Here is a 21,556-nt window from a genome sequence, read left to right as displayed (position 1 = left end):
CGATGGCGAACGAGACCCTGCGAACGATCGAAGGTCGCTCGGTGCTGCGGATGGAGCGCCGGCTCCGGCATTCGGCCGAGAAGGTGTGGCGAGCCCTGACCGAGCCGGAGCAACTGGGCCGTTGGTTCCCGGCCTCGGTCGACCTGCAGCCGCGCATCGGCAGCACCGTCGAGTACCTGATGGACGGTGAGCCGGCAGGCGGCGGTGAGGTGCTCGAGTTCGATCCGCCGCGCGTGTTCGCGATCACCTGGAACGGCGAGGTGCTGCGGTGGGAGCTCCTTCCGGCCGAGGGCGGTTGCTTGCTCGTCATGAGCCACACCTTCGACGACCGTTTCGGTGCGGCGAGCTTCGCTTCCGGGTGGACGCTTTGTCTGGACGGGATGGAGCTGGTCCTGGACGGCAAGTCGATCGACGTCGAGCCGGACACCGGTTCGCTGCACGACCGCTTCGTGGAGTTGCTCGGGCTGAATCAGGGGTCGGCCGAGCAGACGCCGGACGGCTGGGGCGTCCGGTTCGAACGGCAGCTGACGCGCCCGGCCGAAGTCGTCTGGTCCCATCTGCCCAGCGAGAGCACCGTCGTCGAACGGTCTGAGCCGAAGATTCTCGAGTACGAACTGCCCGACGGCGGCAGGATCCGCTGGGAGTTGACGCAGGGCACTGGTCACGGCGCTCGCTTGATCCTCACCCAGTCCGGTCTGAGCAGTCCGGATGAAGCGCTGACAAAGTGGCGTCGCCGCCTCGACGAGCTTGCGGCTGACCTCCTCAGCACTCCGCCCGCGCAGAGGAACGACGGCCCCAGCGAAGGCGGCGCTGCAGACACCCGGTAACGCACCATCGCCACCGCTCGTCCCAGTGAGCCGCCGCGATAACCAGATTCAGCACCAGTCGGATGCGACGTCGGGGCCACGAGCCAACTGCCGGCCGGCGCGCTCAGGGGGTGGGGCTCAGGTGCCAGCCGGTGGGGGTTTGGGTTATGAGGGTCAGGGCGGTGAGGGTTTCCAGACATCGTTGGGTTGTGGGGACATCGAGGCCTGCTGTGGTGGCTATGCGGTGGGTGGCGGCGGGGGTGTGGACGGGGACGGCGTCAAGGGTTCGTTGGACGTCGGGGTCGAGCGTGTCGGTCAGGGTTTGGGGGGCTCGGGGCGCTTGGGTGAGGTTGGTGCCGAAGGGGGAGATCGCCTCGATGATGTCGGCGACGTTGGTGGCGAGGACGGCGTTGCGTTCGCGGACGAGGAGGTGGCTGCCGGCGGACATGCGGGACGTGATCGGGCCCGGGACGGCGAGGACCGGGCGGCCGCACTGGTCGGCCCAGCCGGCGGTGTTGAGGGCGCCGCTGCGGATGGCGGCTTCGATGACGACGGTGCCTTGGGTGATCGCGGCGATCAGGCGGTTGCGGGCGAGGAAGCGGAGCTTGGTCGGGGCGCAGCCGGGCGGGAGTTCGGCGACGATCAAGCCGTCCTCGGCGATCCGGCTGAGGAGGGCGGAGTTGCGTCTCGGGTAGCTGACGTCGACGCCGCAGGCGAGCACCGAGATCGTGACGCCGTCGGCGGCGAGGGCTCCGCGGTGGGCTGCTGCGTCGATGCCGAAGGCGCCGCCGGAGACGATCGTGACGCCGTTGTCGGCGAGGCCGCAGGAGAGCTCGGCGGCCACGTGTTCGCCGTACGACGAGCAGGCGCGGGCGCCGACGACCGCGACGGAGCTGGTCAGGGCGCGGCGGAGGTGGGCGCGGCCGCGGACCCAGAGGCCGAACGGCACTCCGGCGCGGCGGGTCAGTTGGCCGGCTTCTTCGAGCACGTCGACCTGCTCCGGCCACTCGTCGTCGCCGGGGATCACGAATCGCGCGCCGGCGGCCGCAGCTCGGTCGAGGTCGCGGTGCGGATTCGCCGCGGCCAGTCGGGTCGACCAGCGCTCCAGGCCGGGCGCATGGCGCTGGAGGCGGTCCCAGATCTCCGCAGGGTGCAGGCCGTCGAACGCCTTCAAGGCGGCGAGGTCTCCTGGCTCGATCACCCGCGACAAGCCCACGCGGGCCAGCCGCTCGTCATCTCCGTTGCCGCCAGCAACTAGCTCCGAGCCGCCGGTTCCTTGGCCGGATCCGAAGCCTTCGGCACCGGGCGAGGAGCCGCTGACAGGCATTCGCGTTCCCGCTCCCCCGGAACCACCGGGCGTGGCGAGCGATTCGGGCAACAGGGAATAGGTCGGTGTCATTGGGTGAGTCCTTTGAGGGGGCGGTGGTCTGAGAGGGGTGTCAGCGGCTCGCCGGAGCGAAGCTGGAAGGCCTCGTGGGTTTGCTCGACGGTGGGGGCCGGGAGGCCGGCGAGGTCTGCGAGGGTCCAGGTGAGGCGGACGACGCGGTCGAAGCCTCGGGCGGTGAGGCGGCCGGCGGTGTAGTGGTCTTCGAGGAGGCGTTGGCTGGCCTTGTCCAGCGGGTGATCGCGGCGCAGGACGGGGCCGGGGATCTCACTGTTCAGAGTCCAGGCGGTGTCGCGGTAGCGGTGGAGCTGGCGGTCGCGGGCGGCCTGCACGCGGGCGGCTACGGTCGCGGTCGACTCCGGAGGCTCGCCGTCGGTCACGGTGCGGGCAGCCGGCAGGATCTGGCGCTGGATGTCGAGCCGGTCCTTGATCGGGCCACTGATGCGCTGCCGGTAGCGCGCGAGGTGCTGCGGCGAACAGCTGCAGATGCCACCCTTGGTGCCGGAGAGCCCGCAGGGACAGGGGTTGGCGGCCAGGACCAGCATGAAGCGGGCCGGGAACTTGGCGACGGCCACGGCCCGGTGGATCTCGACGAAGCCGGACTCAAGTGGTTGGCGGAGCGTGTCGAGGGTCAGGGGATGCATCTCGGGCGCTTCGTCGATGAACAGGACGCCGCGGTGCGCGCAGCTGATGGCGCCTGGCCTCAGCATGCCTGAACCGCCGCCGACCAGGCTGGCCAGGGACGCGGTGTGGTGCGGTGCGATGAACGGCGGACGGAGGACCAACTCGGCATCGTTCGTGAGGAGGCCGGCCAGGGAGTGCACGGCGGAGACCTCGAGGGAGTCGTCCGTGCTGAGGTCGGGCATCAGTCCCGCGAGGCGTTCGGCGAGCATCGTCTTGCCGGACCCCGGTGGACCGTGCAGGAACAGATGATGGCCGCCGGCGGCCGCGGCCTCGATCGCCCGGCGGCCTTCGCGCTGGCCGATGACGTCGTCGAGATCGACACCGGGGACCCGGATCAGCGACTCCGAGACCAGGCGCGGCTCGGCGCGCGGCGGGGCCTCGTCGGGGATCTCGGTGCCGCGGAGCAGGGCGAGGACCTGGCGCAGCGAGCGAGCGCCATACACCTCGATGCCGGGGACCAGGCGGGCCTCGCCGACGTTGAGGTCCGGGACGACGATGCGGTCGAAGCCGGCCCGCGCGGCGGCGAGCGTCATCGCGAGGGCGCCGCGGACCTCGCGGATCCGGCCGTCGAGGCCGAGCTCGCCGATGATCGCGGTGCGGCGGAGCACGGCCGGATCGACCGCACCGGCCGCAGTGAGGAGCGACAGCGCGATCGCGACGTCGTAGTGGGATCCCGTCTTGGGCAGGGTGGCGGGTGAGAGGCCGATGGTCACCTTGCGGTCCGGGAATCGCTCGCCGCTGTTCACCACGGCGGCGCGGACGCGGTCGCGGGCCTCGGACAGGGACGTGTCGGGGAGACCGATCAGCGTCGTCTTCGGCAGGCCCTGGGCGATATCGGCCTCGACCTCGACGAGGTGGCCCTCCAGTCCGACCAGGGCGACCGACCAGGTCTGTGCGAGGGCCATCAGTTGGCTCCCCGCACGTGGTCCACGCTGGGTGGCGTGTTGCGGTCGAACAGGACCGAGATGATGTCGATCCGGATCTCCGCCGGTCTCAGCTCATGCGTCTGCAGCCAGCGGCCGGCCAGCTTCCGGAGGGTGGCCAGCTTCCGGTAGGTGATGGACTCCGCCGGAGAGCCGTAGTTCAGCCCGCGCCGGGTCTTCACCTCGCAGACGACGAGGGTGTTGCCTTCGCGCGCGACGATGTCGATCTCGCCGAGCTCGCAGCGCCAGTTGCGCTCGAGCACGGCGAAACCGTGCGTGCTGAGATATCTCGCGGCGAGATCTTCGCCGTACCGTCCGACGGTGTTGCTGGTCCGCATCGATGACCACCTCCGGCAGAGAAGATGCCGGGATCAGGCCTCGATGCGGACCCTCAGTTCGAACCTGTGGACAAACTCAGCGACCGAAGTCGGAGTCCTTGGGGACTTCAAGATCGGACTTGGCGAGTTCTTCGATGTTGACGTCGCGGAAGGTGACGACCTTGGCGTTCTTGACGAAGCGGGCGGAACGGTACACGTCCCAGACCCACGCATCGGCCATCGTCACCTCGAAGTACACGTCGCCGCCCTCGGTGCGGACCTTCAGGTCGACCGCGTTGCACAGGTAGAAGCGCCGCTCGGTCTCCACGACGTACTTGAAGATCCCGACGACGTCCTTGTACTCCCGATAGAGCTGCAGCTCCATATCGGTCTCGTACTTCTCAAGGTCGTCAGCACTCATACCTCCACCTCGCTCCGCTCGGTTCCGGCATGAGCGCTGGGAGCGCCGTGTTGATTTGTTCGCTCGCTACGCTCTCTCACAGGTCGGCTCTCCACTCCGGTGGGACTGGTCACATTCTGTCCCATAACGGGCTTCAGACTGCGGCGGACATTCTCAAACCGGCGTCGATGTTGCGGGCACGGACCGTATTCGTCCAGTGCGGCCTGGTGTTCGGGGGTGCAGTACCCCTTGTGGATCCCGAACCCGTACTGCGGGTACACCTTGTCCCAATGCTCCATCACGCGGTCCCGGGTCACCTTCGCGATCACTGACGCGGCAGCAATGCAGGCCGCCACACGGTCGCCCTTCCAGATCGCCAGTCCCGGGACGTCGAGGCCGTCGACGCCGAATCCGTCGGTCAGCACGTACGACGGCCGGACGTCGAGGCGGAACAGCGCCCGCCGGAGCGCCTCCACGTTCGCGACGTGCATGCCGAGCCGGTCGCACTCCGCGGCCTCGATCGACACCACCGACCAGGCCAGGGCGCGCCTGCGGACCTCGTCGTAGCACCGCTCCCGCGCCTTCGCGGTGAGCAGCTTCGAGTCCGCGAGCTCCGGGATCTGGCCGCGCTTGCCCTCGGGCAGGATCACCGCCGCGGCCACCAACGGCCCGGCGCACGGACCGCGACCCGCCTCGTCGACGCCGGCGATCGGGTCCAGCCCGACGCGGCGCAGGGCCCGCTCGTACCCGTACAGCCCGGCGTCCCGCCGGACCGTGCTCCCGCGCGGCAGCGCGCTCATCCAGCCCTCCGAATCACACATCCCACCCTAGGTAATAGAGCCGGCAGCGGCTCACTTAGGCGGCGGTGTGAGGGATATCGAGGGCTTGTCCGGCGCCGGCCCGGCGGCCGGCACCGCCTTGAACGTGTCCGGTACGCCGAGTTTGCCCCAGCGGCTCGACGGCCAGACGATCATGATCGCCCTCCCGGTGACCTTGTCGAGCGGCACGAACGCCGCGTCACCCTGGTTGCTGCCGTTCGCGTCGAGGTCCTGCAAGTGGACGCGGGAGTCCCCGGACGCGGAGCGGTGGTCGCCCATCACGAAGATCCGGCCGGCCGGGACGGTGACCTGGAACTCCATCTGGGACGGCGCATCGCCCGGATACAGATAGCTGGTCTCGTCGAGCGGCTGGCCGTTCACCAGCAGCCGGCCCTTGGAGTCGCAGCAGGCGACCTTGTCGCCGGGCATGCCGATCAGGCGCTTGATCAGGTGGCCGTGACTGGAGTCCGGCAGCAGACCGACGATCTCGAAGAACCGCCCGACCGAGCCGCGCTTCTGGCCGCTCTCCTCGGCGCCGAGCCAGCCGCCCGGATCCTCGAACACGACCACGTCGCCGCGCTTGACGTCGGTGAGCTTCTCGACCACGACCCGGTCACCGACCAGCAGGGTGTTCTCCATCGACTCGCTCGGGATGATGAACATCTGCCCGACGAACGCCCGCAGGATCGAGGAGACGATCAGGGCACCGACCACGATCAGCACGAACTCGCGGGCAGCGGCCGCGAAGCCCGAGCGATGAGCGGGTTTGGCGTCCGACTTGGTCGGTGTATCGGTCACTTCTTCAGCCCCGGCTTCTTGAAGGTTTCCGGAGGACGCAGCATCGTCATCCGGTCAGACGGCCAGATTACGCAACAGGCCCGGCCAACCACGTTCTCGACCGGGACGAAGCCCCCGCCGGGGCCGCCCATGTGCGCACGGGAGTCGGCCGACTCGGCCCGGTTGTCGCCCATCACCCACAGATGGCCGGCCGGCACCAGCACGTTGAACGGCATTTCCGACGGCTTGGCGTCCTTCAAAAGGTACTCCCGCTCATCCAGCGGGATGCCGTTCACGGTGATCTGGCCGTCCTTGGTGCAGCAGACCACCCGGTCGCCGCCGATGCCGATCACCCGCTTCACCAGGTGCCCCTCGCCGCTGCGCGGCAGGATGCCGACGAACTCACCGATCCGGCGCACCGCGCCCGGCTGGGCCTGTTCCTCGTTCAGCCAGTTGCCCGGGTCCTTGAAGACGATGATGTCGCCGCGGTCGACGTCCCGGTGCAGGTAGCTGATCTTCTCGGCGAGGATCCGGTCGTCCTTGGTCAGCGTGTCGTACATGGACTCCGACGGGACGTAGAACGCCTCCGCGACGAACAGCCGCAGCACCACGGTGATGACGAGCGCGAGCACCGTGACGGTGCTCATCTCGACGAGCAGGCTGAGCAGCGGATTCCGCTGCTTCAGCCTGCGGTGACGTCCTTTGCTGCGACGTGCCCTCTTCGAGACCGGGCGAGGGCGAGCGCGAGTCGCAGTGCTCGGCGCCATAGGTGACCGTCGTCGTTACGCGGCGTCAGGAAGCCGGAACTTCGCGCTTCTCCTTGATCTTCGCCGCCTTGCCGCGCAGCTCGCGCAGGTAGTACAGCTTGGCGCGGCGGACGTCGCCGCGGGTGACGACCTCGATCCTCTCGACGATCGGGGTGTGCAGCGGGAAGGTCCGCTCGACGCCGACGCCGAAGCTGACCTTGCGGACCGTGAAGGTCTCCTGCAGGCCACCGCCCTGGCGGCGGATCACGACACCCTGGAAGACCTGGACGCGGGACCGGTTGCCCTCGACGACCTTGACGTGCACCTTGACGGTGTCACCGGGGCGGAAGGCGGGGATGTCGTCGCGCTTGCTCGCGTTGTCGAGCTCGTTCAGGACGTTGCTCATCAGGTGTCTCTTTCTCGCGCGTGCCACAGGTCACCCACGAATGTCGGTGGTGATGAAGTCATCAAAAGGCTGCCGGTCGGTGGTCACCCCCTGTGGCAGGAGCACCGAAGGGCAGCAGCAGACAATCTTGCCACACGCCCCACACGGTGACGAAATCCGCGCTCGTCGCGTGCGCACCGTGAGCAGCCGGACGTCACTTACGGCGACGACGCTTGCCGAGCCGGACCAGGTCGACCTTCGGCGTCAGCGGCGCCCGGTCGAGCTCCCGGTAGCCCGCCTTCCGGTACAGCGCGAGGTTCCGCTCGCTCAGCGCGCCCGTGGTCAGCTCGTACGACGTGACCTCGGCCGGAGCCAGTTGCTCGGCGGCGCGCAGCAGGCGGGTGCCGAGGCCGCGCCCCTGCCAGTCCGGGGCCACGATGAGGCGCTCGACCAGCCCGACGGTGTCGTCGACGGTGAGCTGGACCGAGCCGACGATACGGGTGCCGGCGACGGCCTTCAGGACAGTCCCTCGCCCCAGGCGAGCCACCGTGGCGGCAAAGTCGTCCATCAGCGGCGGGATCGCGTACTCGTCGTACAGGCGGGCCTCGGACAGGAAGGCGGCCAGCTGCAGTACGTGGATCTCGCCGGCGTCGGCAGCGGTGGCCGGAAGGAGCCGAACGCCGCCGGAGTCGTCCTTGCCGGCCAGCACGTCGCCCCAGGCGGCCAAGAGATCCGGCCGGCGCTCCGCGGTACGCCGTACGGCCTCGTCGTGGTGCCACTCGGCGATCAGACCATGGTTCCCGGACAGCAGCACCTCAGGTACGTCGTACCCGCGCCAGCTCGGCGGCTTCGTGTAGACCGGGTACTCGAGCAGGCCGTCGCCCGAGTGCGACTCTTCCGCCAGGGACTCCGGGTTGCCGATCACACCGGGCAGCAGGCGCGCCACGGCCTCGACCATGACGAGTACAGCGACCTCGCCGCCGTTCAGGACGTAGTCGCCGATGGAGACCTCGTCGACGCGCATCCGCTCCGCCGCGTACGACGCCACGCGCGCGTCGATGCCCTCGTACCGACCGCAGGCGAAGGCGAGCCACGGCTCGGCCGCCAACTCGTAGGCCAGCGACTGCGTGAACGGACGCCCGGCCGGGGTCGGCACGATCAGCCGCGGCTGCGCCGGACCGTCGACGGGCGCGACCGCGTCCAGGGCCTGGCCCCACGGCTCCGGCTTCATGACCATCCCCGCTCCCCCGCCGTACGGGGTGTCGTCGACGGTGCGGTGGCGGTCGTGCGTCCACTCGCGCAGGTCGTGCAGGTGGATGTCCAGCAGACCGGTCTTGGCCGCCTTACCGACCAGGGACACGTCCAGCGCGGCCAGGTACTCGGGGAAGATCGTGACGACGTCCAGCCGCATGTCAGTCCCCCGGCTCGGTCTGGACCACCTCTGCGCCCTCGGGGTCGAGCAGTCCGGGACGGTCCGCCACGACGACGTACCGCTTGTCGATGTCGATCTCCGGGACCAGCTCCTCGACGAGCGGGACCATCACGACGTTGCCCGCCGTCCGGCGGATCTCCAGCAGGTCCTGCGCCGGCAGGTGTACCACGTCGGCGATCTCGCCGACCTCGGCGCCGTCGGTGGTCCGGACCGCGAGCCCGATCAGGTCACGGTCGTAGTACTCCTCCGGGTCCTCGGGCCGCTCGTCGTCGGGGACCTCGCACTGCACGAACAGGTTGCGCAACTGCTCGGCGGCAGTCCGGTCCGGCACCTCGGCGAACTTCACCAGCAGCCGTCCGCTGTGCCAGCGGCTCGCGGCCACGGTCAGCGTCCGGGACACCTTCGCGTCGGTCACCAGGACCGCGCCGTCCGCGAACCGGCGGTCCGGCTCGTCGGTCCGCACGTCGATCCCGACCTCGCCCTTGATCCCGTGCGCCCGGCCGATCCGCCCGACAGTCACCAACACGTGCACTACTCCTTTGTACGAAGTGAAGGGCCGCACCCCACAGCGGGGGGGCGGCCCTTCGGAGGACTGCTGAGCTCAGCGGCGCGGACGCCGGTTGAACTCGTCGACGAAGTCGATGCGCAGCGAGGACTCGGAGCTGAGGGCGCCGACGACGGTGCGGATCGCGGTGGCGGTGCGGCCGTTGCGGCCGATCACCTTGCCGATGTCGTCGGGGTGGACGTGCACCTCGAGGGTGCGGCCACGCCGCAGGTTCCGGGCCCGGACGCTGACGTCGTCGGGGTTGTCCACGATGCCTCGGACCAGGTGCTCGAGCGCCTCGGTCTCCATCATCGTCAGGCCTCGGTGGTCTCGGCCGCAGCCTCGTCGGCCTTCGGCTCCTCGGCCTTCGCCTCCTCGGCCTTCGCCTCGTCAGCCTTGGGGGCCTCGGCGGCCTCGGCGGCGTCGTCCTTCTTCTCGGCCTTCTTCGCGGTCTTCTTGGCGGTGACCGCCTCGGTCTTCAGCGAGCCGTGGGCCTCGGCCAGCGCCTCGTTGAAGATTTCCTGCTTGTCGCGCTTCGGCTCGGCGACCCGCAGCGGCGCCGGGGCGTCCTGGCCCTTGAACTTCTGCCAGTCGCCGGTGGCCTTGAAGATCGCCTCGACGGCCTCGCTCGGCTGCGCGCCGACGCCCAGCCAGTACTGCGCCCGCTCCGACTCGACGCGGATGAACGAGGGCTCGGTCTTCGGGTTGTAGATCCCGATCTCCTCGATCGCCCGGCCGTCCCGCTTGGTGCGGGCGTCCATCACGACGATGCGGTAGTGCGGGGTGCGCTTCTTGCCGATGCGCTTCAAACGGATCTTGACTGCCACTTTCGGGTGGTCTCCCTTGGAATTACAGACTGGGTGAGCAGCACAGCGTCGTGGGGACAACGGAGTGACACTCGATGGGCCGGCCGGGCCGTGGAGTTAGAGGGCTGCACGAACCAGGACGGACTCAGCAGGCCATTGTGCCAGATTCCGCACCGCTCGGACCAATCGGCCTCACGCGCGCAGGTACGCCAGGTTCGGCAGCTGCTCGACGTACGTGTCGAGCAGCTGCCGGGCCACCGTCACGGAGTCGACCAGCGGATGGTAGGCGAACGCTTTCAGCGCGGCCGAGCGGGACGCGGCCGTCGCGGCTTCGATGGTGGACCGCTCGACGGCCTTCACCGCGCTGATCAGGCCTGCCTGGTGGTCCGTGAGCTGGGACACCGCGACCGGCAGCGCCCCGTTGGCATCCACGGTGCTCGGGATCTCGACCACGGCGTCGTCGTCGAGGTGGTGCAGGACGCCGCGGTTGCGGACGTTCAGGATCAGCGAGGCGCGCTCGTTGTGCGCGATCGCCCGCATCAGCGACAGCGCGACCTGCTCGTACCCGCCGGCCGCCATGTCGCGCTCGTCGCGCTCCCCCGCGTCCGCGACCTCACGGCTTTCCACCATGTACGTCGACTCACGCTCGGCCCGGGTCTTCTGCCACAGCTCCAGCGCCTGATCGGGGTGCTTGCCGGTCTCGGCGTAGAACGCGGACTGCTGCTCCAGGAGGAAGGTGCCGCGTGTCTGCCGGACCCCCTGAACGGCGGCCAGGGTCTCGCGCGCGAAGTAGTAGTAGTGCAGGTACTCGTTCGGGATCGAGCCGAGGGACCGTAGCCAGTCCGCTCCGAACAGCCGGCCCTCCTCGAAGGAGCTCAGAGCTTCGGACGACTGCAGCAGGTCAGGCAGCCGGTCCACGCCGCCGGAGCGCAGCTCGCGCAGCCAGCCGAGGTGGTTCAACCCCGCGTAGTCGTAGAACGCGGTCGACGGGTCCACTCCGAGCGCCAGCGCCGCGCGCCTGCCCAGGCCCGACGGCGAGTCACAGATACCGATCACCCGATCGCCCAGGAACGGGATCATGGCTTCGGTCACCATGCCGGCGGGGTTGGTGAAGTTGATGGTCCAGGCGTCCGGGGCGACGGCCGCGATGCGCTGAGCGATCTCGACCGCGACCGGGAGCGTTCGCAGGCCGTAGGCGATCCCGCCGGCGCCGACCGTCTCCTGGCCGAGGACGCCGAGGTCCAGCGCGACGCGCTCGTCCACGGTCCGCCCTTCGAGGCCGCCGACGCGGATCGCCGAGAAGATGAAGTCGGCGCCACGCAGGGCCTCGTCGAGGTCTGTGGTCGCCGTCACGGCGGGAGCGGCAGAGCCGGGATCGGCCGCGGCTGTCGCCTGTTGGTGGAGGACCGCTGCTATGGCGGACAGGCGGGACTGGTCGGCGTCGTACAGGACGACCGACGTGATGCGGCCGGGGCCGCGGTCGCCCAGGAGGGCGTGGTAGACGAGCGGAACCCGGAAGCCGCCCCCACCCAGGATCGTCAGCTTCACGCGAGGACCACCTCTACTCCTGCTTCGGTCAGTTGGGCACGGGTCGCCTCGTCGGCGTCGGGCTCGGTCACCACCATGGTCAGCTCCCCCGGCTCACACACCCGGGCGACTCCGTGGCCCGGGAACTTGGTGCGGTCGGCGAGCAGGACGACGCGGTCGGCGGCCTTGATCATCGCCCGTTTGACCGGCACCTCGATCATCGTGCTGTCCATCACCCGGCCGTCCGGACGGACGCCGCTGGTGCCCAGGAACAGCCAGTCGACGTGGATCTGCCGCAGGCTCTCCTCGGTCAGGTAGCCGACCAGCGACCGGTAGCTGCGGCGCACGAACCCGCCCAGCACGATCAGCTCGATCTGCTCGTCGTTCTGCAGCTCCTCCAGCACGGCGAGGTTGCTGGTCACCACGGTCAACGAGCGGCCGTGCAGGTGCTGCGCGACCCGGAGCGCCGTCGTCCCGATGTCCAGCAGCACCGACTCGCCGTCGGTGACCAGCTCGGCGGCGCGGCGCGCGATCCGGTCCTTCTCCTCGGCGTGCACGGCGTTGACGTCGGCGAACGGCTCGTCGCCGCCGTCGACCGCCAGCGCACCGCCGTACACCCGGGTGAGGCGGCCCTCGGCGTGCAGCTGCTCGAGGTCGCGCCGGATGGTGGCCTCGCTGACGCCGAGTTTCCCGGCCAGCACCTTGACACCCCCGGCCCCGTCGGCCCGGAGCGCACGGACGATCTGATCCTGTCGCTGCTTCGGCAACACGGAGAGACCGTATCACGCAAACTCAATCATTTTTAGTCAAAGTTGTGATCAGGTATTGCGGATCCTGAGCAAGAGTTTCAAGATTCATGAACGAGTTTGATCGACCCTGCAGGAGTGTGGCCTCCCATGCACGAACTGGACGTTGTGGTGTCCGGTCTGGTCTTCCAGGACCTGGTGCTCGGCCTGCCCACTGCGCCGCGTCCCGGCACCGAGGTCTGGGCCACCGAGTCGCACGAGAGCCCGGGCGGCATCGCGAACTTCGCGGTGGCGCTGGCCCGGCTCGGGCTGCGCACCGGCATGGCCGCGGCGTTCGGTGCGGACGCCACGGGCGACCAGGTCTGGGGGTACCTGAGCGCCGAGGGCGTCGATCTGTCACTCTCCCGCAGACTCGCCGGCTGGCAGACGCCGCTCACCGTGGCCCTTGCCTATGACAACGACCGGGCACTGGTCACGAGGGGCACGTCACCCCTGCTGTCGGCCGACGAGCTGATCACCACGCCGCCGGCTGCCCGAGCCGTCGCCGCGCACATCGGACCCTGGCCGAACGATTGGCTGGCGAAGGCGAAGGCGGCCGGCAGCGTGGTGTTCGCCGATGTCGGCTGGGACCCGACCGAGCAGTGGGACCCGGCCGTCCTCGACCAGCTCCAGCACTGCGACGTGTTCCTGCCCAACGCCGACGAGGCCATGGCCTATACCCGGACCGACTCGCCGGAGCAGGCCGTGCGCCGGCTGGCCGAGCAGGTTCCGCTGGTGGTCGTGTCCAACGGCGCAGCGGGCGCCATCGCTCTCGACGCAAGTACCGGCGAGCACGTCGCCGTACCGGCGTTTCCGGTCCCGGCGGCGGACACCACCGGGGCGGGTGATGTGTTCGCCGCCGGTTTCATCGCCGCCACGCTCTGGGGACTGCCGCTGGCGCAGCGGGTGCGGTTCGCCGCGCTCACCGCCGCACTCTCCGTCACCCGGCTCGGCGGCGCGGACGCCGCACCGCGCTGGGCCGACCTGGCGGACTGGCAGGCCGCGCATCCCGAAGACCAGAACCTCCAAGCGCTGATCAGCGCACACTCAGGAAGGTAGAACCATGGAGCTCTCACGTCGGACGCTGCTCGGGGGCTTCACGGCCGTGCTCGGCGGCAGCCTCGTCGGCTGCTCGTCCGGGATGAACACCACCGGGACGACGGCCAAGAAGAACACCGCCACCGAGCTGACGATGTGGTGCTGGCCGGGCGGCCTCGGCAAGTCGGTGCTGGACGACACGGTCGCGCACTTCCCGGACCCGAAGATCAAGTACTCCGAGATCGGCGGCGACTTCAAGCAGAAGCTGGTCACCACGTTCAACGGCGGGACCGGGATCCCGGACATCACCGGCATCAAGGGCGAGGACATCGCGTCCCTGCTGCCGCAGGCCGACCGCTTCGTCGACCTGAAGACCGTCGGCGCGGACTCGGTCCTCGGCGACTACCTGGAGTGGAAGGTCAACCAGGCGACCACGCTCGACGGCAAGGTGATCGGCCTGCCGATCGACGTCGGCCCGACCGCGCTGTACTACCGCGAGGACATCTTCGCCGCGGCAGGCCTGCCGAGCGACCCCGCCCAAGTCGCCGCGCAGCTGAAGACCTGGGACGACTTCTTCGACGCCGGGGTCCAACTGAAGGCGAAGAATCCGAAGGCGCTGCTGGTCTGGGACGCGGCCGACCTCTACGACATGGTCGTCGGCCAGGGCACCGAGCGGTACATCTCCAAGGACAACAAGTTCATCGGCGACCAGGACCACATCCGGAAGGCCTGGGACACCTCGGTGAAGGCGATGACGCTGAAGATCGACGGCAAGACCCCGAGCGGCAGCCCGGACTGGAACGCCGGCCTCGACCAGGGCACGGTGCCCGCGCACATCGGCGCCGCCTGGGTGGCGCTGGACATCAAGTCCGCGGTGAAGTCCAGCGCCGGCAAGTGGCGGCTGGCGGCGACGCCGAGCGGCCCGGCGAACTTCGGCGGCTCGTTCCTCGCGATCACCAAGAACGCGGCCGATCCGCAGAAGGCGTTCGACGTGATCAAGTACATGCTCAGCCCCGACAACGAGGCGAAGGCGTTCGCCGACGCGCAGATCTTCCCGTCGACGCCGGCGGCCTACGACAAGCCGCAGCTCAAGGCGGCCGACAAGTTCTTCGGCGGCCAGGTGCCGATCGACGTGTTCGGGCCGGCCGCGAAGGCGATCCCGGTCGCATACCAGAGCCCGTACGACGACTCGGTCGCGGCGCCGTTCCACGACGAGCTGAAGACGGTGCAGACCGGCGCCAAGACCTCGGACGCGGCGTGGTCGGCCGCGGTCTCGAAGGCGAAGGCGATCGCCAAACGACAGGGAGTGCAGTGACTCTACCGATGCCACGCCTCCGGCGCGGCGGGTCATGGGGCTGTAACTCCCGGCCTTCCCTCGTCGCTCCGGTCCTCAGTCCAGGACGGGGGGCCCCATGACCGCGACCGTGACCGTGCCCGCCGCCAGGGCGACGACAGCGGCGCCGAAGCGGCGGATCTGGTCGTACTGGCGGTTCTACCTGGCGCTGTCACCGTTCTACATCCTGTTCGCGGTGTTCGGGCTGTACCCGATGCTGTCCACGATCGTGCTGGCCTTCCAGCGCTGGGACGGCCTGAGCGCCCGCAGGTTCACCGGGCTGGACAACTTCGCGTTCCTGGTCAAGGACCCGACGTTCTGGCAGTCGCTGGAGAACACCGTCGTCCTGTTCCTGATGTCGACGGTCCCGACGCTGGTGATCGCGCTGCTGCTCGCGGTGATGCTGCAGTCCGCGGTCCGGTTCACGAACGTGTACCGGATCGCGTACTTCATCCCGAACGTGACGTCGCTGGTCGCGATGGCGATCTTCTTCAGCTCGATCTTCAGCACGAACTTCGGTCTGGTGAACGCCGCCCTGCGGTCGCTCGGCATCCCGCAGCAGGACTGGCTCGGGCAGCCGTGGGGCATCAAGATCGCGATCTCCACGATGATCGTGTGGCAGTGGGTCGGGTACAACACGCTGATCTACCTGGCCGGGCTGCAGGCGATCCCGAAGGACCAGTACGAGGCCGCCAAGGTCGACGGGGCCGGGGCGGTCCGGACGTTCTTCGCGATCACGTTGCCGCAGCTTCGTCCCGTCGTGCTGTTCACCGTGGTGATGTCGACGATCGGCGGGCTGCAGACATTCACCGAGCCGCAGGTGATGGTCGGCAACAGCGGCGGCACCGGGCAGAGCGGCATGACCGTGGTGCTGTTCTTCTACCGGGCGGCGTTCCTGGACAACGACTACGGGTACGCCGCCGCGATCGCACTGAGCATCTTCGCGCTGGTGCTGTTGTTCACGGCCATCAACTGGCGGATCTTCCGCGGACGGGGTGAGGACAGATGACGCGGTACCGGCTGCGCGGTCTCGCGCTGCACGCGGCGCTCGTCCTGGCGCTGCTGGTGTTCATGTTCCCGTTCGTGTGGACGATCCTGATGGCGTCGAACACGACCGCCGACATCTACCGGTTCCCGCCCAAGCTGACCTTCGGCGGGCACTTCGGCGAGAACGTCCGGCAGGTGCTCGAGAACGTCGCGTTCTTCCAGTCGATGGCGAACACCGTCGTCGTGGCGGTGTCCACCACGCTGCTGGTGCTGTTCTTCGACTCGCTCGCGGCGTTCACGTTCGCCAAGTTCCGGTTCCCGGGGCGGAACGCGCTGTTCGTGATCCTGCTGGCGACGATGCTGCTGCCGGCGCAACTGGCCGCCGTACCGCAGTTCCAGACGATGGCGCTGCTCGGCTGGGTGGGCTCGCTGAAGGCGTTGATCATCCCCGGCGCGGCGAACGCGTTCGGCATCTTCTGGATGCGGCAGTACTTCCAGAACTCGATCCACAACGAGCTGGTCGAGGCCGCGACGCTGGACGGCTGCGGCTTCTTCGGCACGTACTGGCACGTCGCGCTGCCGTCGGCGCGGCCGGCGCTGGCGTTCCTCGGCATCTTCACGTTCGTCGGCTCCTGGAACGACTACATGTGGCCGCTGATCGTGCTGACCAACCCGGACCACGTGACGTTGCAGGTCGCCCTGTCGACGCTGAACCGCTCGCACGGTGTGGACTACAGCATGGTGATGACCGGTGCGCTGATGGCGATGGTTCCGCTGGTGATCGTCTTCGCGATCTTCGCCCGCCAGTTCATCAAGGGTGCGACGGAAGGCGCAGTCCGCGGCTGAGCACGCCGGCGATGATCAGTACGTTGCCGAGGAGTGCGACGACGAAGACGGACGGGGTGTCCGCCTGGGTCGCGGCAGGGATCACGGAGAGAATGCCGATCAGGGCGTACGTCACCACGGTCGCGCTGAGCCAGTTGCCGGCGTCGGAGCCCCACTTCGACGCCGAGGCGAACCAGCCGAGCGCGACTGCGACGAGTGGCTCCAGCGCGGCCAGCATCGTGACGTGGAAGAAGGACACACCGCTGGAGTCCTGCAAGAGCGCGCTGAGCATCAAGAGCGCGCCCCCTGCGATCACCAGCACCGCCGCTACTCGCGGGACGGGCCACAGCGGCAGCCGGTCGGGCCGGTAGTGGAACAGCAGCACTGCGGCCAGCACCACCGCGATCGCGCCGGTCAGTAGCCACGCGGTGGTCTCGTCGGTCCAGGTGCCGAAGAGCTTCACGCTCTCGCTGGACGAGATGCCGCCGACCAGGATCAGGACGCCGTCCTCGAGGATCGCGGCGAGACACCCCGCGAGGACGCCGAGGACGACAGGCCGCGCGGACCGGGACGCCAGGCCCGCGAGCAGGATCACGAACGAGGAGACGATGATCGGGTCCCCCGAGCTGCGGTACACGTACCAGCCGGTGTCATCGTCGAACCAGAGCTTGCGCGAGTCGGCCTGCCCCGGCCAGTTCAGGTAGATGAGCAGCCCCGCGCCGACCACCAGCACGCCGACGATCCACCACGGAACCTGGCGCGACGACGACGGCGGCGTGCGCCGCGGCGGCTCGGGGACCGGCGCGGGCTCGGGCGACGGCTCGGGCTCCGGCTCCGGCGGGCGCGGCGGCGGTTCGGACTCGGTGTCCGGCAGCGTCAGGTGGACCGGGATCGTCCGCTCGCCGGTCGGTCCGCTGACGATCAACGTCGCTTCGCTCGCGCCGGCCGCGTCGGCCCGAACCGTGATGACGTCGCCGTCCTGCTGGACCTTCAGCCAGTCCACGCTCGACGTCGCGACCGCGGTCTGCACGATCGGCGGACCTTCGAGCCGGACTTCGGCACCCTCCGGGCCGAGGTCGAGCGCCTCGGGCGTCACCCGCGGAACGGCCTCCTCCAGCGCCTCCGCCGCGGCCATCGCGACCCGTCGGCTGTCGTCGTTCACCATCGGTTGCAGCGCCTGCCAGGCGGCGTACGCCTGGCCCAGATCGGCGCCGGCGAGGCGCTCGCGCAGGTAGTCGACCACGCCGAACCTTGCCGCCGGCAACGGGCTCTCCAGCGCCGCGACCAGCTCCGGCGCCAACGGCGTCGGCGTGATCCGGCGGATCCGGCTGCGCGCGATCAGCAGTTCGCCCTGGGCGCCGAACGTCCACATCTGCGGGTTCTGGTTCGGCGTCACCCGATGGACCCGGTCCGTCACGTACCCGACCAGTTCGGTGAGGCCGACCCAGCCGTCGCCGTCCCGGTCCGCCTCGCCGGTCGTCAGGCCGTCGACCACGGCGCCGGTGAACACCGACGGGACCGGCGTCGCGTCCGTCGCCAGTTGCCCGCCCTCGAACGCGTACTCCATCGCGCTCGACGCCGTCACCACGACCCGTCCGCGACCGCCGCCGACGTCGGCCTGCCCCGCGAACGCGTCCCGTACCTGCGCCTCGCCGGCCGCACGCACGACCATGCCGCGCGGGAACGCGCCGCCGTAGCAGCAGTCCAGGAACAGGGCGATCCGCTGCGCGCGGCTGTCCGACATCTGCCGGTTGACGAAGTCGGCAGCCACCGCTGTCGACGCCAGCCGGGCCGGTTTGGTGTCCGCGACCGCCAGGAACAGTTCGCCGGCCGCGTTCTTCAGGCCGTGGCAGGAGAAGTGCAGCAGCAACAGGTCTTCGGGCTGCCGGTCGGCGAAGAAGTCCTCGACCGCGACCCGGATCTCCTGCGCGGACTCGTTGCGCAGGACCCGGACCTCGAACCCGCCCACCGACGGGTCCGCGAGCGTCTCGGCCAGTGCGGCCGCGTCGTGCGCCGGTGCGACCAGGCTGCGCAGTCCCGGATCGTCGTAATGATCGTTGGCCACCACGAGGGCGATACGCGCGCCGGACATGTCACACGTCCACTCCGGCGTGCCGTCGGACGAAGGTGTCGATGAGCTGTTGCTGCATCTCGTCGGAGGCGCCGGTGAGCTCGATCACGTCGCCGTCCATCGTGACCTTCACCGATCGCCCGCCGCCGGATCGGCGCAGCCACTCGCGGATCACCCCGACGACCCCGCCGATCGCCTGCAGTCCGGGCGCCAGCGAAACGCTCAGCACGCCGGCCACCGCGGCGAGTCCGCCCTTCGAACCCGGCGGCGCCTCGCCCTCGGCGTACGGCTCGACCGACCGGACGTCGAGCATCAGCAACTCCTGGCGCAGCAGCAGCGCCAGCACCTCGAGCCGTTCGGTGTCCACACTCTCGTCGACGACCTCGACCCGGACCTCCCCAGCCATGGCCCCTCCCCACCCCCAGGCCGCTGCTCCAACAATGCGGCCGCTGCGGGTCCGGCCACAAGCCGTCGACAACGTAGGCTTCGGGAACTGGATCGTGCGCGGCGACGTCGGAGGGACACATGACAGGCAAGCGGGGGCGGGTGATCGGCCGGATCGCACCCGGGATCGTCGGCGAGGTGATGCTGCCGGTCCGGGGTGCCACCGAGGCCTTCTACGCTTACCCGGCGACCGACGAGGTGCTCGAGGTGGGGACGCAGGTGGTCGTGGTCGACTTCGACCCGCCCCGCACCGTGTACGTCGCTCGCGCCATTTAATTGACGTTCCCTTGGAGGGGAAATGCTCTGGACGTACCTGATCATCGCGGCGGTCGCGGTGGTCGTCCTTCTGATCCTGTTCCGGATGGTCTGGCGGGTGGCGGAGCCGAACGAGGCGCTGATCATCTCCGGCCTCGGCGCGCACTCGAGCACCGACCAGGTCAACGAGACCCTCGGATTCAAGATCGTCGTCGGCCGCGGCACCGCGGTGCTGCCCGGTTTCCAGACGGTACGGCGGTTGCCGCTGGACATCCGCGCGACGCCGCTGACCGTGACCTGCGTGTCCAGCCAGGGCATCCCGCTGCACATCAAGGGCGTCACGGCCTACAAGGTCGGTGACGACTACGGCTCGATCGCGAACGCGGCCCGGCGGTTCCTGGAGCAGAGCGACGAGCAGGTGATGGGCACCATCCACGAACTGTTCGCGGGTCACCTGCGGGCGATCGTCGGCTCCACCACGGTCGAGGAGATGCTGCACGACCGGGAGACGCTGACCACCAACATCCGCGGCTCGCTGGCCGGGGACATGGAGAAGCTCGGCCTGGTGGTGGACTCGCTCCAGATCCAGGAGATCGACGACGAGTCCGGCTACATCAAGAACCTCGGCCGTCCGCAGGCCGCCGCCGTCGAGGCCGCGGCCCGGATCGCGCAGGCCGAGCGGGACCGGGAGGCGACCGAGCGCGAGCAGGCCGCCGCCGCGCAGAAGGCCGCGGCCGTCCGGGAGAGCTCGATCGCCCAGGCCGGCTACCAGGCCGAGGTCGACCAGGCGAACTCGAAGGCCTCGCAGGCCGGCCCGCTGGCCGAGGCGCTGGCCCGGCAGGAGGTCGTGGTCGCCGAGACCGAGACCGCGAAGCTGAACGCGTCGCTGGCCGAGAAGCAACTGGAGTCGACGGTCCTGAAGCCGGCCGACGCCGAGGCGTACCGGCAGCGGACGCTGGCGGCGGCCAACCGGGACGCGCAGATCGCGGCCGCCGAGGCGAACGCCCGTGAGGTCCAGCTCCGCGGTGAGGCGCAGGCGAAGGCCACCGAGCTCACCGGTAAGGCCGAGGCGTCCGCGGTGCAGGCCAAGGCGATGGCCGAGGCCGCCGGTATCAAGGCGCGCGCCGAGGCGCTGGCCACCAACACCGAGGCCGTCGTCGCGCAGCAGCTGGCCGAGGCCTACCCGGAGATCGTCTCCGCGGCCGCCGGCTCGTTCGAGAAGGTCGGCAACATGGTGGTCCTGAACGGTGCCCAGGGCATCGAGGACACCCTGGTGAAGACGATCACGATGGGCGGCTCCGGTTTCGCGCTGGCCAAGCAGCTGATCGACTCGCTGGCCACGAAGAAGGACGAGACCCCGAGGCTGGAGCCGGTGGCCGACGAGTCGGCCTGACAATTAACTACAGACGCAAACCGTTGAAGGTCGCTGCTTGACGGCTGACACTGAGCCTCATGCCGCCCAGAAGAATCCTCGCAGTACTCGCCGCGTTCCTGCTCGGCGCCGCCGCCCTGGTGGCGGTGCCGACGCAGGCGCAGGCCGCGCCGAACTTCAAGGCCCCGTTCCCGTGTGGCCAACGCTGGACCTACAGCCACCACTCCGGTGAGGTCCGCCGCGCACTCGACTTCGTCCGCGCCGACGGCGGGACGACGAACGGTACGCCGGTGCTGGCCTCCGCCGGCGGTACGGCGTACCGCTACTCGCAGCCGAGCGGCGCCGGCAACTACATCGCCATCGAGCACGGCGGCGGCTGGAAGACCTACTACTTCCACCTGTCCGCGTACTCCGTCGGCAACGGCCAGCAGGTCTCGCAGGGCCAGCAGATCGGCGTCACCGGCAGCACCGGCAACTCCACAGGCCCGCACATCCACTACGAGCAGCTGCTCAACGGCATCGGGCAGAACATCGTCATCAACGGGTCAGCACTGGCCTACCCGGGCTCGTACGGCTCCTACTTCCTCACCAGCGACAACGGCTGCTCCGGCCCGGGCAAGAACTACATGACCTGGGGTTCCAGCGTGAACGTCCGCTCCGACGCGCACTTGAGCTCGCCGGTCGTGACCACGCTGGCCGGACCGACATCGGTGTGGGTGCTCTGCCAGAAGCAGGGCGACACCGTGAACGCCGAGGGCTACACCAACAACTGGTGGTCCAAGCTACGTGACCAGAACGGGTTCATCAGCAACATCTACATCGACGATCCGAACGCCCAGCTCTCCGGCGTACCGATCTGCTGAACCTGTGGGATCCCCTTGCACGTAAGGGGATCCC

24 protein-coding genes are annotated in these 21,556 nt (G+C 69.4%); 8 read left to right on the top strand and 16 right to left on the bottom strand.

The genetic code is table 11. The features are described from left to right. Positions 1 to 2: 2 nt before the first annotated feature. Entirely contained in the window at positions 3 to 827 is an 825-nt protein-coding gene (locus ABZX12_RS32520) for an SRPBCC family protein (RefSeq protein WP_355699273.1), read from the top strand. Between the two features lie 103 nt (positions 828 to 930). Here the strand turns inward: ABZX12_RS32520 and dprA are convergent, their stop codons facing one another. The 14 genes from dprA to ABZX12_RS32450 all read right to left on the bottom strand — a co-directional run bounded on the left by dprA (position 931) and on the right by ABZX12_RS32450 (position 12,319). Next, positions 931 to 2,133 (bottom strand): DNA-processing protein DprA, encoded by a 1,203-nt coding sequence (dprA, locus tag ABZX12_RS32515; RefSeq protein ID WP_355699272.1) that lies wholly within the window; start codon positions 2,131 to 2,133, stop codon positions 931 to 933. A 68-nt stretch (positions 2,134 to 2,201) separates the two neighbouring features. Beyond that, positions 2,202 to 3,779: a YifB family Mg chelatase-like AAA ATPase gene (locus ABZX12_RS32510; protein WP_355699271.1), complete on the bottom strand. Its 1,578-nt coding sequence runs from the start codon at positions 3,777 to 3,779 to the stop codon at positions 2,202 to 2,204. Continuing rightward, complete coding sequence (locus ABZX12_RS32505; RefSeq protein ID WP_355699270.1) at positions 3,779 to 4,135, bottom strand: YraN family protein; 357 nt, start codon at positions 4,133 to 4,135, stop codon at positions 3,779 to 3,781. Before ABZX12_RS32505 ends, ABZX12_RS32510 begins: the two co-directional genes overlap by 1 nt. Before the next feature lie 76 nt (positions 4,136 to 4,211). Then, a complete protein-coding gene (locus ABZX12_RS32500) occupies positions 4,212 to 4,535 on the bottom strand; it encodes a DUF2469 domain-containing protein (RefSeq protein WP_012922325.1) in 324 nt (107 codons plus the stop codon). Beyond that, entirely contained in the window at positions 4,532 to 5,314 is a 783-nt protein-coding gene (locus tag ABZX12_RS32495) for a ribonuclease HII (protein WP_355699269.1), read from the bottom strand. The genes ABZX12_RS32500 and ABZX12_RS32495 overlap by 4 nt, the downstream gene beginning before the upstream one ends. 51 nt (positions 5,315 to 5,365) lie before the next feature. Then, positions 5,366 to 6,130: a signal peptidase I gene (lepB, locus tag ABZX12_RS32490; RefSeq protein WP_355699268.1), complete on the bottom strand. Its 765-nt coding sequence runs from the start codon at positions 6,128 to 6,130 to the stop codon at positions 5,366 to 5,368. After that, positions 6,127 to 6,756, bottom strand: coding sequence for a signal peptidase I (lepB, locus tag ABZX12_RS32485; protein WP_355699267.1), 630 nt, complete (start codon positions 6,754 to 6,756; stop codon positions 6,127 to 6,129). The genes lepB (ABZX12_RS32490) and lepB (ABZX12_RS32485) overlap by 4 nt, the downstream gene beginning before the upstream one ends. Positions 6,757 to 6,901: 145 nt before the next feature. Then, positions 6,902 to 7,261, bottom strand: coding sequence for a 50S ribosomal protein L19 (rplS, locus tag ABZX12_RS32480; protein ID WP_355699266.1), 360 nt, complete (start codon positions 7,259 to 7,261; stop codon positions 6,902 to 6,904). A 193-nt stretch (positions 7,262 to 7,454) separates the two neighbouring features. Further along, positions 7,455 to 8,651 (bottom strand): tRNA (guanosine(37)-N1)-methyltransferase TrmD, encoded by a 1,197-nt coding sequence (gene trmD, locus ABZX12_RS32475; protein WP_355699265.1) that lies wholly within the window; start codon positions 8,649 to 8,651, stop codon positions 7,455 to 7,457. 1 nt (position 8,652) lies between these two features. Then, complete coding sequence (rimM, locus tag ABZX12_RS32470; RefSeq protein ID WP_355699264.1) at positions 8,653 to 9,198, bottom strand: ribosome maturation factor RimM; 546 nt, start codon at positions 9,196 to 9,198, stop codon at positions 8,653 to 8,655. A 75-nt stretch (positions 9,199 to 9,273) separates the two neighbouring features. Further along, positions 9,274 to 9,525, bottom strand: coding sequence for an RNA-binding protein (locus ABZX12_RS32465; RefSeq protein WP_131292053.1), 252 nt, complete (start codon positions 9,523 to 9,525; stop codon positions 9,274 to 9,276). A gap of 5 nt (positions 9,526 to 9,530) precedes the next feature. Continuing rightward, the gene (gene rpsP, locus ABZX12_RS32460) at positions 9,531 to 10,043 is read right to left on the bottom strand and encodes a 30S ribosomal protein S16 (protein WP_355699263.1); all 513 of its coding nucleotides are present in this window, start codon (positions 10,041 to 10,043) and stop codon (positions 9,531 to 9,533) included. Positions 10,044 to 10,214: 171 nt separating this feature from the next. After that, positions 10,215 to 11,570: a 6-phospho-beta-glucosidase gene (locus tag ABZX12_RS32455; RefSeq protein WP_355699262.1), complete on the bottom strand. Its 1,356-nt coding sequence runs from the start codon at positions 11,568 to 11,570 to the stop codon at positions 10,215 to 10,217. Further along, complete coding sequence (locus ABZX12_RS32450) at positions 11,567 to 12,319, bottom strand: DeoR/GlpR family DNA-binding transcription regulator (RefSeq protein WP_355699261.1); 753 nt, start codon at positions 12,317 to 12,319, stop codon at positions 11,567 to 11,569. The genes ABZX12_RS32455 and ABZX12_RS32450 overlap by 4 nt, the downstream gene beginning before the upstream one ends. Positions 12,320 to 12,445: 126 nt before the next feature. Between ABZX12_RS32450 and ABZX12_RS32445 the strand changes: the two genes are divergently transcribed. The 4 genes from ABZX12_RS32445 to ABZX12_RS32430 all read left to right on the top strand — a co-directional run bounded on the left by ABZX12_RS32445 (position 12,446) and on the right by ABZX12_RS32430 (position 16,538). Next, positions 12,446 to 13,393, top strand: coding sequence for a PfkB family carbohydrate kinase (locus ABZX12_RS32445; protein ID WP_355699260.1), 948 nt, complete (start codon positions 12,446 to 12,448; stop codon positions 13,391 to 13,393). 4 nt (positions 13,394 to 13,397) lie between these two features. Beyond that, entirely contained in the window at positions 13,398 to 14,687 is a 1,290-nt protein-coding gene (locus ABZX12_RS32440; RefSeq protein ID WP_355699259.1) for an extracellular solute-binding protein, read from the top strand. 97 nt (positions 14,688 to 14,784) lie between these two features. Further along, positions 14,785 to 15,714, top strand: a complete 930-nt coding sequence (locus ABZX12_RS32435) for a sugar ABC transporter permease (protein ID WP_355699258.1) — start codon at positions 14,785 to 14,787, stop codon at positions 15,712 to 15,714. Continuing rightward, positions 15,711 to 16,538, top strand: a complete 828-nt coding sequence (locus tag ABZX12_RS32430; protein ID WP_355483564.1) for a carbohydrate ABC transporter permease — start codon at positions 15,711 to 15,713, stop codon at positions 16,536 to 16,538. Before ABZX12_RS32435 ends, ABZX12_RS32430 begins: the two co-directional genes overlap by 4 nt. Here ABZX12_RS32430 and ABZX12_RS32425 read toward each other — a convergent pair. Both ABZX12_RS32425 and ABZX12_RS32420 read right to left on the bottom strand, forming a co-directional pair. Beyond that, positions 16,504 to 18,609 (bottom strand): caspase family protein, encoded by a 2,106-nt coding sequence (locus tag ABZX12_RS32425; protein ID WP_355699257.1) that lies wholly within the window; start codon positions 18,607 to 18,609, stop codon positions 16,504 to 16,506. The genes ABZX12_RS32430 and ABZX12_RS32425 overlap by 35 nt on opposite strands. 1 nt (position 18,610) lies before the next feature. Beyond that, positions 18,611 to 18,994, bottom strand: a complete 384-nt coding sequence (locus tag ABZX12_RS32420; protein ID WP_355699256.1) for a hypothetical protein — start codon at positions 18,992 to 18,994, stop codon at positions 18,611 to 18,613. A gap of 119 nt (positions 18,995 to 19,113) precedes the next feature. Between ABZX12_RS32420 and ABZX12_RS32415 the strand changes: the two genes are divergently transcribed. From ABZX12_RS32415 to ABZX12_RS32405, 3 genes are read left to right on the top strand one after another with little or no spacing between them, the layout of a single operon-like run. Beyond that, positions 19,114 to 19,308, top strand: coding sequence for a hypothetical protein (locus tag ABZX12_RS32415; RefSeq protein ID WP_355699255.1), 195 nt, complete (start codon positions 19,114 to 19,116; stop codon positions 19,306 to 19,308). A 22-nt stretch (positions 19,309 to 19,330) separates the two neighbouring features. Further along, on the top strand, positions 19,331 to 20,680 hold the full coding sequence (locus ABZX12_RS32410; protein WP_355699254.1) for an SPFH domain-containing protein: 1,350 nt from the start codon (positions 19,331 to 19,333) through the stop codon (positions 20,678 to 20,680). 59 nt (positions 20,681 to 20,739) lie between these two features. After that, positions 20,740 to 21,522, top strand: a complete 783-nt coding sequence (locus ABZX12_RS32405) for a peptidoglycan DD-metalloendopeptidase family protein (protein ID WP_355699253.1) — start codon at positions 20,740 to 20,742, stop codon at positions 21,520 to 21,522. The last annotated feature ends 34 nt before the right edge of the window (positions 21,523 to 21,556 follow it).

This window comes from Kribbella sp. NPDC003505 (assembly GCF_040610875.1).
Taxonomy (GTDB): Bacteria; Actinomycetota; Actinomycetes; order Propionibacteriales; family Kribbellaceae; genus Kribbella.
Note: the sequence above shows the minus strand (reverse complement) of the source record. Positions and strands in the feature narration are given on the sequence as shown.

Bases quoted from the DNA above. Each gene is read 5' to 3' on its own strand.
- ABZX12_RS32520 (WP_355699273.1), top strand. From the start codon at position 3: ATGGCGAACGAGACCCTGCGAACGATCGAAGGTCGCTCGGTGCTGCGG.
- dprA (WP_355699272.1), bottom strand. From the start codon at position 2,133: ATGCCTGTCAGCGGCTCCTCGCCCGGTGCCGAAGGCTTCGGATCCGGC.
- ABZX12_RS32510 (WP_355699271.1), bottom strand. From the start codon at position 3,779: ATGGCCCTCGCACAGACCTGGTCGGTCGCCCTGGTCGGACTGGAGGGC.
- ABZX12_RS32505 (WP_355699270.1), bottom strand. From the start codon at position 4,135: ATGCGGACCAGCAACACCGTCGGACGGTACGGCGAAGATCTCGCCGCG.
- ABZX12_RS32500 (WP_012922325.1), bottom strand. From the start codon at position 4,535: ATGAGTGCTGACGACCTTGAGAAGTACGAGACCGATATGGAGCTGCAG.
- ABZX12_RS32495 (WP_355699269.1), bottom strand. From the start codon at position 5,314: ATGAGCGCGCTGCCGCGCGGGAGCACGGTCCGGCGGGACGCCGGGCTG.
- lepB (WP_355699267.1), bottom strand. From the start codon at position 6,756: ATGAGCACCGTCACGGTGCTCGCGCTCGTCATCACCGTGGTGCTGCGG.
- rplS (WP_355699266.1), bottom strand. From the start codon at position 7,261: ATGAGCAACGTCCTGAACGAGCTCGACAACGCGAGCAAGCGCGACGAC.
- trmD (WP_355699265.1), bottom strand. From the start codon at position 8,651: ATGCGGCTGGACGTCGTCACGATCTTCCCCGAGTACCTGGCCGCGCTG.
- ABZX12_RS32465 (WP_131292053.1), bottom strand. From the start codon at position 9,525: ATGGAGACCGAGGCGCTCGAGCACCTGGTCCGAGGCATCGTGGACAAC.
- ABZX12_RS32445 (WP_355699260.1), top strand. From the start codon at position 12,446: ATGCACGAACTGGACGTTGTGGTGTCCGGTCTGGTCTTCCAGGACCTG.
- ABZX12_RS32440 (WP_355699259.1), top strand. From the start codon at position 13,398: ATGGAGCTCTCACGTCGGACGCTGCTCGGGGGCTTCACGGCCGTGCTC.
- ABZX12_RS32435 (WP_355699258.1), top strand. From the start codon at position 14,785: ATGACCGCGACCGTGACCGTGCCCGCCGCCAGGGCGACGACAGCGGCG.
- ABZX12_RS32430 (WP_355483564.1), top strand. From the start codon at position 15,711: ATGACGCGGTACCGGCTGCGCGGTCTCGCGCTGCACGCGGCGCTCGTC.
- ABZX12_RS32425 (WP_355699257.1), bottom strand. From the start codon at position 18,609: ATGTCCGGCGCGCGTATCGCCCTCGTGGTGGCCAACGATCATTACGAC.
- ABZX12_RS32420 (WP_355699256.1), bottom strand. From the start codon at position 18,994: ATGGCTGGGGAGGTCCGGGTCGAGGTCGTCGACGAGAGTGTGGACACC.
- ABZX12_RS32415 (WP_355699255.1), top strand. From the start codon at position 19,114: ATGACAGGCAAGCGGGGGCGGGTGATCGGCCGGATCGCACCCGGGATC.
- ABZX12_RS32410 (WP_355699254.1), top strand. From the start codon at position 19,331: ATGCTCTGGACGTACCTGATCATCGCGGCGGTCGCGGTGGTCGTCCTT.
- ABZX12_RS32405 (WP_355699253.1), top strand. From the start codon at position 20,740: ATGCCGCCCAGAAGAATCCTCGCAGTACTCGCCGCGTTCCTGCTCGGC.